The sequence below is a fragment of the Flavobacterium notoginsengisoli genome (assembly GCF_014207905.1).
GTDB lineage: Bacteria > Bacteroidota > Bacteroidia > Flavobacteriales > Flavobacteriaceae > Flavobacterium > Flavobacterium notoginsengisoli_A.
Window position 1 is genome coordinate 213,171 of record NZ_JACHLB010000003.1, and the last position, 16,715, is coordinate 229,885.

General features: G+C 35.6%; 13 protein-coding genes. 8 read left to right on the forward strand and 5 right to left on the reverse strand.

Going from position 1 to position 16,715, the window contains the following annotated elements:
• Window positions 1-116: 116 nt before the first annotated feature.
• The gene (locus HNP35_RS11365; RefSeq protein ID WP_184161698.1) at window positions 117-2,633 is read right to left on the reverse strand and encodes an L-rhamnose mutarotase; all 2,517 of its coding nucleotides are present in this window, start codon (window positions 2,631-2,633) and stop codon (window positions 117-119) included.
• Window positions 2,634-3,015: 382 nt separating this feature from the next.
• On the opposite strand from HNP35_RS11365, the gene HNP35_RS11370 reads away from it, so the two are divergent.
• Together HNP35_RS11370 and pelA are read left to right on the forward strand one after the other, a co-directional pair.
• Window positions 3,016-4,698, forward strand: coding sequence for a glycoside hydrolase family 28 protein (locus HNP35_RS11370; protein ID WP_184161701.1), 1,683 nt, complete (start codon window positions 3,016-3,018; stop codon window positions 4,696-4,698).
• Window positions 4,699-4,710: 12 nt separating this feature from the next.
• On the forward strand, window positions 4,711-5,886 hold the full coding sequence (gene pelA, locus HNP35_RS11375) for a pectate lyase (RefSeq protein WP_184161703.1): 1,176 nt from the start codon (window positions 4,711-4,713) through the stop codon (window positions 5,884-5,886).
• A 77-nt stretch (window positions 5,887-5,963) separates the two neighbouring features.
• Here the strand turns inward: pelA and HNP35_RS11380 are convergent, their stop codons facing one another.
• The 4 genes from HNP35_RS11380 to HNP35_RS11395 all read right to left on the reverse strand — a co-directional run bounded on the left by HNP35_RS11380 (window position 5,964) and on the right by HNP35_RS11395 (window position 9,773).
• On the reverse strand, window positions 5,964-6,797 hold the full coding sequence (locus HNP35_RS11380) for an amidohydrolase family protein (RefSeq protein WP_184161706.1): 834 nt from the start codon (window positions 6,795-6,797) through the stop codon (window positions 5,964-5,966).
• A 6-nt stretch (window positions 6,798-6,803) separates the two neighbouring features.
• Window positions 6,804-7,601 carry an SDR family oxidoreductase gene (locus HNP35_RS11385; protein WP_184161709.1) on the reverse strand — a complete coding sequence of 266 codons (798 nt, stop codon included), beginning with the start codon at window positions 7,599-7,601 and terminating at the stop codon, window positions 6,804-6,806.
• A gap of 120 nt (window positions 7,602-7,721) precedes the next feature.
• Complete coding sequence (locus tag HNP35_RS11390; protein WP_184161712.1) at window positions 7,722-8,735, reverse strand: zinc-binding alcohol dehydrogenase family protein; 1,014 nt, start codon at window positions 8,733-8,735, stop codon at window positions 7,722-7,724.
• Between the two features lie 183 nt (window positions 8,736-8,918).
• Window positions 8,919-9,773, reverse strand: a complete 855-nt coding sequence (locus tag HNP35_RS11395; RefSeq protein ID WP_184161715.1) for a fumarylacetoacetate hydrolase family protein — start codon at window positions 9,771-9,773, stop codon at window positions 8,919-8,921.
• Between the two features lie 365 nt (window positions 9,774-10,138).
• Here HNP35_RS11395 and HNP35_RS11400 point away from each other — a divergent pair, with 365 nt between their 5' ends.
• The 6 genes from HNP35_RS11400 (at window position 10,139) to HNP35_RS11425 (ending at window position 16,666) form a co-directional block, all read left to right on the forward strand.
• Window positions 10,139-11,287 (forward strand): ABC transporter substrate-binding protein, encoded by a 1,149-nt coding sequence (locus tag HNP35_RS11400; RefSeq protein WP_184161718.1) that lies wholly within the window; start codon window positions 10,139-10,141, stop codon window positions 11,285-11,287.
• Window positions 11,284-12,426: a CaiB/BaiF CoA transferase family protein gene (locus tag HNP35_RS11405; RefSeq protein WP_184161721.1), complete on the forward strand. Its 1,143-nt coding sequence runs from the start codon at window positions 11,284-11,286 to the stop codon at window positions 12,424-12,426. Before HNP35_RS11400 ends, HNP35_RS11405 begins: the two co-directional genes overlap by 4 nt.
• A 196-nt stretch (window positions 12,427-12,622) precedes the next feature.
• A complete protein-coding gene (locus tag HNP35_RS11410) occupies window positions 12,623-13,762 on the forward strand; it encodes a CaiB/BaiF CoA transferase family protein (protein WP_184161724.1) in 1,140 nt (379 codons plus the stop codon).
• Window positions 13,762-15,018: an extracellular solute-binding protein gene (locus HNP35_RS11415; protein WP_184161727.1), complete on the forward strand. Its 1,257-nt coding sequence runs from the start codon at window positions 13,762-13,764 to the stop codon at window positions 15,016-15,018. Before HNP35_RS11410 ends, HNP35_RS11415 begins: the two co-directional genes overlap by 1 nt.
• A gap of 33 nt (window positions 15,019-15,051) precedes the next feature.
• A complete protein-coding gene (locus HNP35_RS11420) occupies window positions 15,052-16,125 on the forward strand; it encodes a Gfo/Idh/MocA family protein (RefSeq protein WP_184161730.1) in 1,074 nt (357 codons plus the stop codon).
• Between the two features lie 97 nt (window positions 16,126-16,222).
• A complete protein-coding gene (locus HNP35_RS11425) occupies window positions 16,223-16,666 on the forward strand; it encodes a MaoC/PaaZ C-terminal domain-containing protein (RefSeq protein WP_109193888.1) in 444 nt (147 codons plus the stop codon).
• Window positions 16,667-16,715 lie beyond the last annotated feature (49 nt).

Genomic DNA, 16,715 nt, shown 5'->3' on the forward strand with positions numbered 1-16,715 from the left:
GGTTAGTTTTATTTTTTCACGCAGATTCAGCAGATTCAGCAGATTTTCTTCCTTCTTAATTCTCAGAAAATCTTTCTTCTTGCCTCTTTCTTCTATTTTCTAATTGGTTCTTTCTTCTACTTTTTCTCTTCCACATTCACCTTATTCAAGAAAATCCAGGTTTCGTCTGGTTTTGTGCCTTCAATTCCAGATTGATATTTTTTCATTAAGGCGTTCCATTGATCTACTTTTGGGTTATTTTGAGTTGTTTTTGGGTTTAGTTTATCCAGATTTTCACCTTTCGGAATACTGATAACCAAGATTAATTGTCTTTCATTTTTAAAGACTTGCAATTGTTGGAAATCGGCATTACAGAAACCTTTGGCAACTTCTGGCCATTTTTCGAATTGCGTTTTATGATACTCTACATATTCCTTTTGCAGTTTTTCATCAGCAGGAAGATTTGCTGTTAAAACCACATTTTCCCAATCTGATGCAGGTTTTGAATCTTTACATCTTTCGAAATTTTGGAAATCGTAAACCAAATCTTCATAGATTTTAATTTGTAAGGATGGAAAAGCACCTGCCAGTTTTCGTTTCGTTCTTTCCGGCTGATTCATTTTTCCGTATATCACCAAATGATTTTTCCATTGGTACAATTCCTGACCAACGATTCTGAATCCTGTCAAAGTCGATTTGATTTTTTCGATATCAAAATCAGAACCTATCAATTCGATGGCATACGGTTTTGGCATTTCCTGCAAGCCCCATTTTTCATCAATAACAACTTCTTTTTCTAAATCCTTATAAGGCGCTCTAATTCCTGCTGCGTCTTTTATTTTAGAACTAACATACGGATCATTGTGCTCCCAGATATTTCCTTTTGGACCGTTATGGTTTTTCAGGATTTTCTTTTCTGCAATCCAGTTGTTTTTAATCGTAAAACCTTCGCTTCCTTCATCGGTATACAAATACAGCCATAAAAACGGATCGTGCGCATACGGACTGTTGTAAACTTTGTCGATATAATTTTCTTCAATTCGGCTATTTGGCTGAGCCGAAAGCGTGTAAATTCCAGCAACATCATGCAAGTGTTTCGCATAATGATGAATTTTATTTCCTAGAATTTTATTGTTCTGCATCACGTTTGGCGTGTGTGTCCAACCCCAACCCATTGCCATTCCAGAATACGAAACGTCTGAAATTTCGTTGTGCTCAATTGTAATATTTCGAACAAATCCAGCGCTGATTCCTAAAGTTCCCCAATCTTCATTGGTTACATTTGTGATTAAATTATCAGCAATCACTTCATCAGAACACATTTCTCTTTCGTCTTTTATGATTAAAGGCAAATGCGCTTCAAAAGCTTCTTCAGAGAAAATCCCAACATTGATGGCGCTTCCACCGATATCTTTAAATAAATTTCCTTTTATGGTATTGTGATTTGTTCCTTTATTTAAATCTAAACCAGTCGAAGCCAAATGTTCAAAACGGCACGATTCAAACTGAATATTATTCGCATAATTCACTTCTACGGCAGCGCGAGGTCTTCCAACCCAAGCCTGATTTTCTAAATTCGCCTGATTTGGCGTTCCCGGCTGTTTCAATTTATAAGCATCCAACAAATACAAACCAGACTGCAACGGAACGTGACCTTGCTGTGAAGGACGAAGCCAATTGCTATACTGAAACGAAATTCCTTTAAATTGAAAATGATGTACAGAAGAATCGATTGTCCCTTTCACCTCTAGAAGATTTTCTAAAAACGGAGCAGTTACTTTAGCTGTAGTAATTTCTTCTCCATCTCTTGGAATATAATAGATTTTGGCATTTTTTTTATCCAAATACCATTCGCCCGGTTCGTTTAGAAGTGAAAAAGCATTGTTTAAGAAGTAAGCTGAATTTCCATTATTTTTAGAAATCCACGGCGCTGGCCAAGGGTGTTCGCTTTGGATTCGGCTTTCTGGTTCTTCAAACGAAAGTCTGGCGCTGTCTTTTTGAACTTCAATATTTTTAATTCTAAGATTCGCATTCGACCACCATTGCACAATAAACATTTCCATTCCGGGTTCGAACTTAACCGATTTATCTTTAAACGGAATCCAGCAAGTCTGCGATTCATGATCCCAAGACAAGATTCTTTCCATTGCGTTTCCAGCCGTATTTTTAGCTCTAACTGCCTTTTTATCGTTGACCCATAATTGTCTGAAATCAATTAAAGTTCCCGCTTTTTTAGGAGCATCTGCCACCCAAACTGAACCTTTTTTCAATCCATTAATTACAGTTGTTGATTTTGTCCAGTTTTTAATTTCAATTCCACCGCTTATAATTGGTTTTGCGTTGGCATCGGCTTCGATTGTTGTTGGACTGTCAGCAGTTCCAGAATCTTCTGGTCTTACAAATAACGGTTCGTTTAAATAATACGTTCCGTTCATTACTATGATTCGGATTCCGTCTTTTATGGATGGATCTTTTAATCGACGAAGTTCTCTGGCTTTTCGCATTGCCATGTGAACCGTTGCCAGCGGACTTGATTTTGTTCCGTTGTTCGAATCTTTTCCTGATGGCGAAACCCAGATTTCAGCTCCACTTGCCGAAATTGTGAATACCATCAAAAAAACAATCAGTAATTTGTTGAAAGAAATTAAACGCATTATTTATAGTATTGATTTTTTTCTTGTACTAAAATTACGAGGCATTTATTTAAAGCGCTATAATTTTTACAAATAAATGTATTTTTAACACTTTTACCAAATAACAGGGACAATTTAAAAGAATATAAAATTACAGGCATCCTGTACCCTCCTGTAATATTGCCCTTAAGACATTCTCTTTCAAAAACTGACTTTTCATTATCTTCTGATTTCACAATCAAAAAAAGTTAAATTCATAATAATTCTGTGATAAACTGCCTAAAAATAGCTTTTCATAATATTTTTTTAATAGATTTGTGTAATCGATTACATTTAGAAATTATTATTTATTAGAAGCTAAATTTCCAGATAAATAAAATAAACACCAAAAAATTTACTAACAATGAAAACCAACCGACTACAATTTGCTTCTCTTGCTCTTGCTTTAATGATGTGTCTGAGTTCTAAAAATGGGATTGCCCAGAGCGTTCCGAATAGCACTTACCAAAACATTGAGTTTAAAATGTCTAAAGTTAACGAGCCTGTTATCCCTAACAATACTGTTAATCTAAAAGACTTTGGAGCGGTAAACGGCGGTTATGTTTTAAACACAAAAGCGTTTGCAGATGCGATTGATGCGCTTTCTAAAAAAGGTGGCGGAAAACTAATTATTCCGCCCGGAATTTGGCTGACTGGCCCAATCATTCTAAAAAGTAATATTGAACTGCATGCTGAAACTGGTGCTTTGATTAAATTCTCTACCGACAAATCTTTATATCCTATTATAGAAACGAGTTTTGAAGGTTTAAACACTTGGCGTTGCATCTCTCCTATTTATGGAAAAAACTTAGAAAACATTGCTTTTACAGGAAAAGGCGTTTGGGACGGTTCTGGTGAAGCCTGGAGACAAGTTAAAAAGAGTAAACTGACAGACGACCAATGGAAAAAATTTGTGGCTTCTGGCGGAGTTTTAAATGAAAAGAAAGACAGCTGGTATCCTTCTGAGCAATATTTAAAAGGTGCCAAAGGTGCAGATCAGAATATTCGTCTTGATTTAAAAACAAAAGAAGATTTTGAAGCCATTCATGATTTCTTGCGTCCAGTACTGGTTAGTATTCAGAATAGTAAAAGAGTATTATTTGACGGACCTGTTTTTCAAAACTCTCCGGCATGGAATATTCACCCTTTATTAATTGAAGATTTAATTGTTCGAAACATAACGGTTCGTAATCCTTGGTTTTCTCAAAACGGTGATGGTCTTGATGTGGAATCTTGCAAAAATGTGGTAATCGAAAATTCAAGTTTTGATGTGGGTGACGATGCTATTTGTATTAAATCTGGTAAAGATAAAGACGGACGTGACAGAGGTGTTCCTTGCGAAAATATCATTGTAAAAAACAATATAGTGTATCACGGTCACGGCGGTGTAACGGTTGGAAGTGAAATGTCTGGCGGTGTAAAAAACCTGCATGTTTCGAATTGTACTTTTATGGGAACAGATGTTGGTCTTCGTTTTAAAAGCACTCGCGGACGTGGCGGTGTCGTAGAAAACATTTATATCTCAGATGTTTTTATGACGGATATTCCGTCTCAAGCAATTTCTTTCGATTTATATTATGGAGGAAAATCTATTGCTGAAACTTTAGCTGAAGGCGGAAATACGGTAAGTACAAAAGCAATTCCGGTTAACGAAGAAACGCCTCAGTTTAAAAATATTGTAATCAAGAATATTACAATTAAAGGTGCTCAGCAAGCCGTATTTTTACAAGGTCTTCCTGAAATGAATTTAGAGAATATTGAAATCTCAAATCTGATTGCCAAAGCACAAAAAGGTTTTTCTATAATTGATGCAAACGGAATTAAAATCAACAATGCGCAATTGGATATCGAGGCTAAAAATGCTTTCGAAATTTACAATACTAAAAACCTTTCGCTGAAAAATATTGAGTTTAATCCTTCTTCTTCAAATGCGATTACGATTAATGGTGAAGCGAGTAAGAATATTGATTTGAGTGGTTCTTCGGCTAATTTTTCGAAGACTACGACAATTGATAAAAATGTTCCTAAGAAAGCGGTTAAATTCTAAAACAGAGGTTCTATGTTCAATTCCGTAAACAGCTCAAAATTACTGGCATCAGCCTTTTGTATCTTTTCCGTTTTATGTTTAAATGCACAGACAAGTGAAATAAGTACAAAACCTTTTACTGATGGAACTAATCATTGGTATTTTATTAAAGATAAAACCAATATCATAAATCCAATTCCGAATCAGCCGAAATATGCCGAAACGGATTACACAAAAATCGCCGATAATATTCTGTATTTCCAACGTGATAACGGCGGATGGCCAAAGAACTACGATATGAAAGCTATCTTGACGCCACAACAAGTTGACAGCGTAGTGAAAACAAAATATATTGAACATACTACCTTTGATAATGAAACAACTTACACTCATATTCATTATCTGGCGCAGGTTTATACGCTTACAAAAGATGAAAGATATAAAGACGGTTGTCTGCGAGGCATTAATTTTACTTTAAAAGCACAATATCCAAACGGAGGCTGGCCACAATATTATCCGCTGGAAAAAGGATATAGCCGTCATATTACCTTTAATGACGGAGCTTATATGGGAATTATGAATCTCTTGAAAAAGATTGTAAACAATGATCCTGATTATGCTTTTATTGATGCTAAAACCAGAAAAAAAGTAACTGCAGCATATCAAAAAGGATTGGACTGTATTTTAAAAATGCAGATTAAAGACAACGGAAAATTAACTGCTTGGTGTCAGCAGCATGACGAAATAACGCTTGAACCTGCCTGGGCTCGTAAATTTGAACCGCCAAGCATCTGTAATGCCGAAAGCGTTGATGTTGTTTTATTTCTGATGGATATTGATAATCCAAATGAAAAAATAATTAATGCTGTCCAAGGTGCTATAAAATGGTTTCAGAATTCTAAAATTTATAATACCAGAGTCGAAAGTTTTGCAGCTGAAGAAATGGAATCCAAATACAAGAAAATCAAGAATGACGTTAGAGTGGTAAACGATCCAACTGCTCCGCCAATCTGGACTCGCTATTATGAATTAAAAACACACAGACCTTTGTTCAGTGATCGTGACAGTGAGTTTTTATATTCGTTGGCAGAAGTAAGCCGTGAAAGAAGAACGGGTTATGCGTGGTATACGGATAAGCCTGAAAAAGCCTTAAAAAAATATCCTGAATGGCAGAAGAAATGGGCTCCTGACGATAATGTTTTGAAATAAGTTTTTACCACAGATTAAAAGGATTTTAACAGATTTTTTTAATCACTTTAATCCTTTTAATCTGTGGCTATAAAATTTTATTTCAAGCCGTAAAATTCATTCGCATTTTCAAACCAAATCTTATTTTGGTCTTCAACAGAAAACTTCGAAATATAATCTTCTAAAGTTTTTACTACTTCGCGATAATCTGAAGCAACGTTAAGAACTGGCCAATCTGAACCATACATTAATTTATCAGCTGAGAAGTTTTCAAAAATCACATCTAAATACGGCTTCAAATCTGCTGGTTTCCAGTTTTTCCAGTCGGCTTCTGTGACCATTCCTGAGATTTTACACCAAACATTGTCGTATTTTGCAATTTCTTCGATTCCTTTTTTCCAAGAATCAATACTTCCTGATTTAATATCTGGTTTAGCGATATGATCAATCACAAAACGCTGTTCTGGAAAATCTTTTACCAAACGTACTGCAGCCGGAAGCTGTCTGTGGAAAATTAATATATCGTAAGTATAATTGAATGGTTTTAAAGCTTTGATTCCTCTTCTGAATTCCTCACCATCCATAAAATCATCAGCTTCGCCCTGAACTACGTGTCTGAAACCTTTTAATTTTTTTTGATTTGAAAAAAATTGCAAACGTTCTTCAATATTCTCATTTCGTAAATCGATCCAGCCTACAACTCCTTTTATAAAATCATTTTTAGAAGTTAAATCCAATAAAAACTGAGTTTCTTCTTCTGATTGGCTTGCCTGAACTGCCACACAACCTTCAAACTGATTAGCTTTTAATAATGGCTCTAAATCTTCTGGAAGAAAATGTCTTTGAATATTCTGCATGGTTTCGTCGATCCAGCTATCTCGAACAGGATCGAACACCCAAAAATGCTGATGGGAATCTATTCTTTTACTCATAACTTTTTAATTAACATCGCTGATTAAAGCGCGGTCTAAATGTACGTAACCTCCATCCACAAAAACAAATTGTCCTGTAGTATGCGATGATTTTTCAGAAATGATGAAAAGAGCCGTATCAGCAATTTCTTCTGTTTTAGTCATTCGGCTTTCTAATGGAATCGTTTTACTGATTTTTTTCAAAACCGCTTCTCCATCTGGCAATGTTTTAATCCAATCTTCGTAAGCTGGCGTATAACTTTCGGCAATAATAATCGCATTCGAACGGATTCCGTACTGAATCAAATCGACAGCCCATTCTCTTGTTAAACCTAAAACTCCACCTTTCGCAGCAGCGTAACCCGAAGTTCCGCCCTGTCCAGTTAAGGCAACTTTTGAACCGATATTCAAAATATTTCCTTTAGATTCTTTTAAATATGGAAGTGAATATTTAGCTAAAAGAAAATAACTTACCACATTCAGTTTCAGAGAATCCATAAATTCCTCATAAGAAGCGTCCAATCCTGCTCCATCATTAACACCAACGTTATTGATAACAGCATCGATTCTTCCATATTTTGCTCCAATTACTTTTACGGCATTTTCTATCGCAACAGGATCGGTAACGTCAGTCTGCACAAATGAAGAATTAATGCCTCTTTTTTGAAGTCTTTCTGCGTATTCAAAACCTCTTGCATTTCTATCAACTAAAACCGGAATTGCGCCTTCATCTGCCAATCTATTAACGATAGTTTCTCCAATACTACCTTCTTTTCCAGCCGAACCAGAAACGACAACTATTTTATTTTTTAAGTTTAAATCCATTTTTTTTTGTGTTAGATGTAACTTGTAAAATGTGAATTGTGAATTGTGAATTGTGAAATATATTCAACTTAAACTTGCTCACATTTCACATTTCACTAATTACTTTTCACTAATAACTAATTACTCAATTTCAATCAATGCCTTAATTACATTATTCTTAGGATCAATCAAGTTTCCAAAATCAGTAATCATTTCATCAAAACTAGTTCTATGCGTAATATATTTTTTAGGATCGATTTTTCCTTCTTTCAGGCATTTCATTACATATTCGAAATCTTCAATTGTAGCATTTCTACTGCTCATTAAAGTTGATTCTCTTTTGTGGAAATCAGGGTGACTGAAACTCAATTCTCCTTTTTGAAGTCCAACCAAAACAAATCTTCCACCATGCGAAATATAATTGAAAGCGCTGTTCATGACTTTCTGATTTCCAGTCGCATCAATTACCACATTCGCCATATCTCCGTTGGTTAACTCAGCTAGTTTTTGAGCAACATCATCATTCAATGGATTAATCGTTTCGTCTGCTTGTAATTGTTCTTTACAAAAATTCAGTCTGTAATCGTTAATATCCATTACGATTACTTTTGCACCCGCAATTTTAGCAAACTGAATCAAACCAATTCCGATTGGACCTGCTCCCATTACCAAAACAGTATCTGTTGGTTTTACAGCCGCTCTTCTAACTCCGTGCGCTGCAATTGCCAATGGTTCAACCAAGGCCAATTCGTCATAATCTAAACCTTGACCGTGCAATAAATACTGTTCTGGAATCGAAACATATTCAGCCATTCCGCCATCAATATGAACTCCGAAAACTTTGATATTTACACAGCAGTTTGTTAAGCCGTTTCTGCACGCCACACATTTTCCGCAGTTGAAATATGGAATAAAAGTTACTTTATCTCCTGGTTTAAAACCTTCGGCATTTCCATTTACATATTCTGCAGCCAATTCATGACCTAAAATTCTTGGATATTCAAAATAAGGCTGAGTTCCGCCAAAAGCGTGAATATCAGTTCCGCAGATTCCGATTCTTTTAATTTTCAATAAAACTTCACCATCTTTTGGTTCTGGAATCGCTGTTTCTTTTAGTAAAAATTCCTGCGGTTTTTCGCAAACAATATATTTCATTTTTTGTTTCGTTTAAATTTCTAATTGGACGCGGATGAAACGGATTTACTTCGTAAAAACGCGGATTAAAACGGATTTTATTGTTAAGAAAAACGATGAAAAATCCGTTAAATCCGTGTCTTCGCGATAGCGAATCAGTTTTATCCGCGTTACCATTCGTTAGTATAATAACAGATAGTTATATTATTTTTTATAAGCAACCGCTTTTTGTTTACTTGTTCCTAAACCTTCAATTCCAAGTTCAATAACGTCACCCGCTTTAATGTAAATCGGATCTGGTTTTATCCCTAAACCAACTCCCGGAGGCGTTCCTGTACTGATGATATCGCCCGGAAGCAAAGTCATAAACTGACTTAAATAATGCAGTAAATAAGGAATTTTAAAAACCAGATTCAATGTATTGCTGTCTTGATATTTTTTACCGTTTACAGTCAGCCACATCTTTAAATTGTCTACATCAGCGATTTCGTCTTTTGTTGCCAAAAATGGCCCAAGAGGCGCAAAAGTGTCGCTTCCTTTTCCTTTTGCCCATTGTCCTCCGCGCTCCAGTTGGAAAGCTCTTTCACTGTAATCATTCAATAAAGCATATCCAGCCACATAATCCAAAGCTTCTGCTTCTTCCACATAACTTGCTTTTTTACCTACAACAAAAGCCAATTCCACTTCCCAGTCTGTTTTTTCACTGTTTTTTGGAATAATCAAATCATCATCTGGACCGCACAAAGAAGTTGTCGATTTGAAGAAAATAATAGGTTCTGTCGGAATCGGTGCGTTGGTTTCTTTACAGTGATCAATATAATTCAATCCAATGCAGATTATTTTTGAAGGACGAGCCACAGGTGAACCCAAACGTACCGAAGCATCTACTTCTGGCAAAGTTGGATTACTTTCTAATGCTTTTTGCAGTTTTTCCAATCCGTTTTCTTCAAAAAAGCTCTCGTTAAAATCGGTTACAAGTGAAGAAACATCATATCTTTTTTCCCCAATCAAAACTCCGGGCTTCTCTTTTCCGATTTCTCCAAAACGTATTAATTTCATAATCGTATATTTTTAGTTGTTAGTTTATTATTTACAGTAAATCCTCCTTTACCAATTCAAAATTCCTCAAAAAGAACAAAGCAAAATTAATAAATGTAAAATTTACAATTACAAAAGTACTTCTTAAAAATTAATATCCGACCTATATTTTATTTTCCGTTAATGAAAATGACTAAACTTTAAATTTTTATAACAATTTTTAGACGGTTTGTAAAAATTATATCACTAATTATCGATTTATGTAAAAAAGATTTCTTAAAAAGAAAGGATTTCTTGTTCATTTCAATCTTATTTCTACTTTTGTAATTGTAAATTTTACATTTATTATTTCAATCGATTTCACTACCCAAAATTCCTATACAAAAATGATAAAATTAAAAGGCATAACTTGGAATCATACAAGAGGTTTGCTCCCTATGGTTGCCACATCGCAACGTTTTACAGAACTACATCCTGAAGTTGAAATTTCTTGGGAGAAAAGAAGCTTACAAGAATTTGCCGATGCCTCTATCGAAGACTTAGCCAAAAGATTCGATTTATTGGTTATCGATCATCCTTGGACAGGTTTTGGAGCTCAGACCAAAGCGATTCTTCCGTTATCTGATTATTTATCAAACGAATATATTAAAGATCAAGAAAGTAATACTGTTGGAAAATCATACGGAAGTTATGTTTTTCACGACAAATTATGGGCATTGCCAATTGATGCTGCAACTCCGGTTGCTTCTGCCCGCTTAGATCTTTTGGAAAAAAACAATTTAGAAGTCCCAAAAACTTATGATGATTTATTGGCTTTAGCTAAAAAAGGCTTAGTCGCTTTTGCAGGAATCCCAGTAGATGTTTTAATGAGTTTCTATATGTTTTGCTGTAGTTTGGGTGAAGCTCCTTTTCTTTCTGAAGAAAAAGTGATTTCTGAAACGACTGGAATCAAAGCGCTTCAAATGTTTAGAGAATTGGCTCAATTAATTGATTCTGCTAACTTTAATAGAAATCCTATACAAGTTTACGAAGCAATGGTTAATTCAGACGAAATTGCGTATTGTCCTTTCGCTTATGGTTATTCTAACTATTCTCGCATTGGCTACAGCCGTAAACTTTTACATTTTTATGATTTAGTAAGTTTAAATAATAATCCGATGATTTCGTCTTTGGGTGGAACAGGTTTGGCTGTTTCTTCATTCAGCGAGCATACTGAAACTGCAATAAAATATGCCGAATTTACCTGTTCATCACAAGTTCAGCAGAATATTTATACCGATAATGGTGGTCAGCCAGGTCATTTACAAGCTTGGAAAAGCGAGAGAATTAATGGCGTAACACATGATTATTTCAAAAATACACTTCCTGCTTTAGAACGCGCTTTCCTTCGTCCAAGATATTATGGACATATGTATTTCCAAGATCACGCGGGAGATGTGGTTCGTAATTATTTGATGAATGGCGGAGACGAATTAAAAGTATTGGAAGAAATGAATTCGCTTTACGCGGAATCTTTAAAAATCCAGACGGTATGAGACCTTTAGAAGGATTAATTGTTCTGGAATTCTGTCAGTTTTTAGCAGGACCTTCTGCCGGATTAAAACTGGCCGATTTGGGTGCGCGCGTTATCAAAATTGAGCGTCCAGTAAAAGGAGAAGCTTGCAGACAACTGAGCATTAAAGATTTGTTTGTAGATGACAGCAGTTTGCTTTTTCATACGATTAACAGAAATAAAGAATCTTTTGCAGCCGATTTGAAAAATCCTGATGATTTGGTTTTAATCAAAAAACTAATCGAAAAGGCTGATATTATGACGCATAATTTCAGACCCGGAGTGATGGAAAAAATCGGTTTAGATTTTGAAAATACGCTTTCTATTAATCCGCAGATTATTTACGGAACTATTACAGGTTACGGAAATGAAGGTCCGTGGGCGAAGAAACCAGGACAAGATTTATTATTACAATCCCTTTCTGGATTAAGCTGGCTCAGTGGACGTAAAAGTCAAGGCCCAGTTCCTTTTGGTTTGGCTGTGGCCGATTTAATGTGCGGGAATCATTTTGTACAGGGAATTTTAGCGGCACTTTTAAAAAGAGCTAAAACCAAAAAAGGAGTTTTGATTGAAGTCAGCTTGCTGGAATCTATTTTGGATGTACAATTTGAAGCCATTACTTCTTTCTTAAACGATGGCGGACAACAGCCAGAAAGAGGCGATATCAAAGGAAGTGCACATGCTTTTTTAAGCGCTCCCTATGGTGTTTATCCAACTCAGGACGGTTATTTATCGCTGGCAATGGGTGATTTGATTTTCATTGGAAAAACTTTAGGTTTAGATTTAAACGCTTTCGCGGATAAACATCTTTGGTTTGAAAAAAGAGATGAAATCAGAACGATTTTGAGCGAAAGAATTAAAACCCAAACTTCTGATTACTGGATAGAAATCCTGCAAAAAGAAGGCATTTGGTGCGGAAAAGTTTTCAATTACGAAGAATTAGACAGTCAGCCTTTTGTGAATGAATTACAGCTGAAACAAACGGTAAAAAATACCGAAGGCGAAACTTTAGTTACAACGAGAAGTCCTATTCAATTAGACGGTGAAATTTTACTAAGTGAAAAAGCTGCTCCGAAAGTTGGTCAGGATAATTTAGCGATAAATAAAGAGTTTATTCAATAATAAACTAAAATTTATTATTCATCAACTTAGATTAAATCTGCGTAATCTGCTTTAATCTGTGTAAATCTGCGTGAAAAAATCTATACACAAAAAAGTATTTCACGCAGATTTAAAAAGATTTGAGCAGATTAAAATTAGATTTTAATTGTTGAATAAAACGATTAAACAAATAAATGATAAAACGGTTAAACATAATATGAAACCTTTAGAAGATTATTTAATTATAGATTTCAGTCAGTTTCTTTCGGGGCCTTCGGCGAGTTTGCGCTTGGCTGATTTGGGCGCACGCGTTATAAAAATTGAAAAACCGGGAACGGGAGATATCTGCCGTACTTTATATACTTCTGATTTGATTATGAACGGCGAGTCGTCTGTTTTTCATACCATCAACAGAAACAAAGAATCTTTTGCTATTGATTTTAAACAGCCTGAGGAGCTTCAAAAACTAAAAAAATTATTAGCCAAAGCCGATGTTGTCATGCATAATTTCAGACCTGGAGTTATGGAACGCATCGGACTAAGTTATGAAGATGTAAAAAGCATTAATCCGAATGTGATTTATGGTTCTATTTCTGGTTTTGGAGAACATCCTAATTTAAAAGATTTACCGGGTCAGGATTTGCTTTTACAATCTTTAACGGCATTGACTTGGTTAAGCGGCAATCAGGAAGATGGTCCAGTACCAATGGGATTATCGATTGTAGATATGCTGGCCGGAGCGCATTTGGCACAAGGAATTTTGGCCGCTTTATACCGAAAAGCAACGCATAATATTGGAGCACAAATTCAAGTGAGCATGTTGGAATCGGCATTTGATTTTCAGTTTGAAACCATTACCACTTTCTTTAATGACGGAGGCGAATTGCCTGTTAGAACTAAAACAAACAATGCACACGCTTATTTAGGCGCGCCATACGGAATTTACAAAACGAAAAATGGTTACTTGGCATTGGCAATGGGATCGATTCCTGTTTTGGCTTCTCTGCTAAAATGTGATGCTTTATTGCAATTTCCTGAAAATAAATTTACGCTTAGAGACGACATAAAAAATATACTTGCCGATCATTTACAAACGCAAGAAACACAGTTTTGGCTGGACATTTTAGAACCCGCAGACATTTGGTGTGCAGGAGTTTTAAATTATCAGCAGCTATTTGCAGAAGATGGATTTAAAGTTTTGAATTTTACACAGCAAGTCGAAATGCTTGACGGCTACACTTATAAAACAACACGCTGTCCGATAAAAATTGACGGCGAATATCTGACATCTGGAAAAGGTTCGCCGAAACTAGGTCAGGACAACGAGAAAATTATTAAAGAATTTATAGACTGCTGATGGAAAAAATTAGAATCGCCGTTCGAAAATTCGATCCGTTCGAAAGTACACTTCAAAAATTATGGGATGCATTTTCACTTCAAAACAATATAAAAATTGAGGCTGAAATGGTTGCATTAGAACTTCATGATTTATATGAAACCACGATTTCAGAAAAGGGTCTAAAAGAAGGAAAATGGGATATTGCCCATATTAACACCGATTGGATTTTTGATGCTGCAAACGAAAATGCGGTTCTTAATTTATTTTCATTAATTGGAGAAAATCCACCAGAAAATTATCCTTTTGGATGGCATAAATCGCTGTTGCATTTACAAAAATTAAGCAACGGTATTTTCGGACTTCCGTTTCACGATGGTCCAGAATGTCTCATTTACAGAAAAGATTTATTCGAAAATGAAACAGAAAAAGAGAATTTTAAAAAACAATTTGGCTACGAGCTTTCAACTCCAAAAACTTGGCAAGAATTCTCAGAAATAGCAACATTTTTTAATCGCCCAGAACAAAATTTATACGGTGCTGTTTTTGCCAATTACCCAGACGGACATAATATGGTTTTTGATTTTTGTTTGCAACTATGGACACGTGGCGGTTCATTATTAAACAAAAAAAATCAGATTGACATTCATAACGAAGCGGCCATAAAAGCATTGGATTTTTATAGAAAAATGGTCAATGACAAAAATGCTGTTCATCCAAAATCTCGTGAATTTGGTTCGGTAGAAGCTGGTTTGGCTTTCGCCGAAGGACAAGCGGCAATAGCCATCAATTGGTTCGGATTTGCGTCTATGGCAGAAGTAATTGAAGAATCGAAAGTGAAAGGAAAAATCGATATTACTTCCCTCCCATCTGATCCTGGTCATAAAACGGCTTCTCTGAACGTATATTGGCTATACACGATTGGTTCTGGGAGCAAACACAAAAAACTAGCGTATGATTTTCTACGATTTGCAACTACACCCGAAAGCGATAAATTATTGACTACCGAAGGCGGAATCGGATGCCGAAAATCGACTTGGAAAGATGAAGAAATTAATACTTTGATTCCGTTTTATCACAAACTGGAAATGCTTCATGAAAATGCATTGACGCTTCCTCAAACTCCAATCTGGCCAAAAGTAGCTGAACTCATTGACGGAGCAGTTTTAAAAGCTATAGAAACTAATATTTCATCAGCTATAATTTTAGAGGAAACTCAGAAAAAAATTAAAGAATTAAGTCAAGGAACAACATTACACAGCTCTGTCAAAAATTAAAATTGGCAGGTTTAATTTCAAAATATAGAACAAATGAATATTCAATATAAACCTTTACTTCCCCAAACAGAACAGCCGATTGTGATTATTGGTGCAAGCGGTATTGTAAAAGATGCGCATCTTCCTGCTTATGAAATGGCTGGTTTTAAAGTTTTTGGTATTACCAACAGAACAATCTCAAAAGCATACGATTTACAGAAAGAATTTAAAATCGATCATGTTTTTGAAAGTGTTGCCGATGCGGTTAAAAATGCACCATCAAACGCTGTTTACGATATTACAGTTTTACCTGATCAATACATTGAAATTCTGGAGCAATTGCCTGACGGAGCTGCAGTTTTGATTCAGAAACCAATGGGAAATGATTTGGCTCAGGCGCGCGAAATTGTGGCAGTTTGCGAAAGAAAAAATTTGGTTGCGGCAATCAATTTTCAATTGCGTTTTGCTTCGTTTGTAAGCGCTGCAAGATATTTAATCGATCAGGGCATTATTGGCGAATTGTACGATTTAGAATTCAAAGTAACGGTAAATACGCCTTGGGAATTGTTTCCTCTAATTAAAGAACATCCGAGATTGGAGATTCTTTTCCACAGCGTTCATTATATCGATTGCATTCGATCTTTTCTGGGAAATCCGAAAAGTGTTTATGCGAAAACGGCTAAACATCCGCTTAAAAAATTATCTTCAAGCCGATCTACGATTATTCTAGATTATGGCGACGATAAACATGTTGTCATCAATACAAATCACGATCATCATTTTGGTCCAAAACATGAAGAAAGCTATATCAAATGGGAAGGAACAAAAGGCGCTGTTAAAGCAAAAATGGGCTTGCTGATGAATTATCCTGACGGTCTTCCGGACGTTTTTGAGTATGCTTTGCCGAAAAAAGACAATGAAAATGAATACGAATGGACAGAAGTGAAACTGGAAGGTTCTTGGTTTCCGGAAGCTTTTATTGGCGCAATGTCTAATCTGATGCGTTACAAAGAAGGTTCTGATGAAAAATTGTCTGCCAGCGTTCAAGATGTTTTAGGAACTATGAAAGTTGTAGAAGCGTGCTACGCGAGCAGTAAAAATGGCGGAATTTCTTTTGAAGAAGTGTAATTAAAACACTATATTTCAAAACCAAAAAAAAACTAATTTAAGCCTTCTTCAAAACGAACGAATTTTAGAAGTATGGCCGATAAAAAATATCAAGAATATGTATTTTAAATCGACTTTTTTCGAAGATTATCAAATCGACGACAAACGAGTAACTTTAGGCAGAACCATTACAGAAACTGATTTTGTAGTTCACGCGGGACACACAGGGGATTTCTTCCCACACCACATGGACGAAGAATGGTGTAAAACTCAGCCATTCGGACAAAGAATTGCCCACGGAACGATGGTTTTTGCTATTGGAATCGGATTAACAGCTTCTGAAATCAATCCTGAAGCTTTTTCAAGAGGATACGATAAAATGCGTTTTGTAAAACCTGTTCATATCGGTGATACAATTCACTCAGAAGTTACCATTTCTGAAAAAGGCGAAGCCAAAAATCCAGAAATGGGAACTGTTACAGAACACGTAGAAATTATTAACCAAAGAGGTGAAGTAGTTTTGGTATGTGATCATCTATTACTTGTGAAGAAAAGGTCCTAAGATGCTAAGATTCTAAGGCACTAAGATTTTAAATACATTGAGTCTTAGT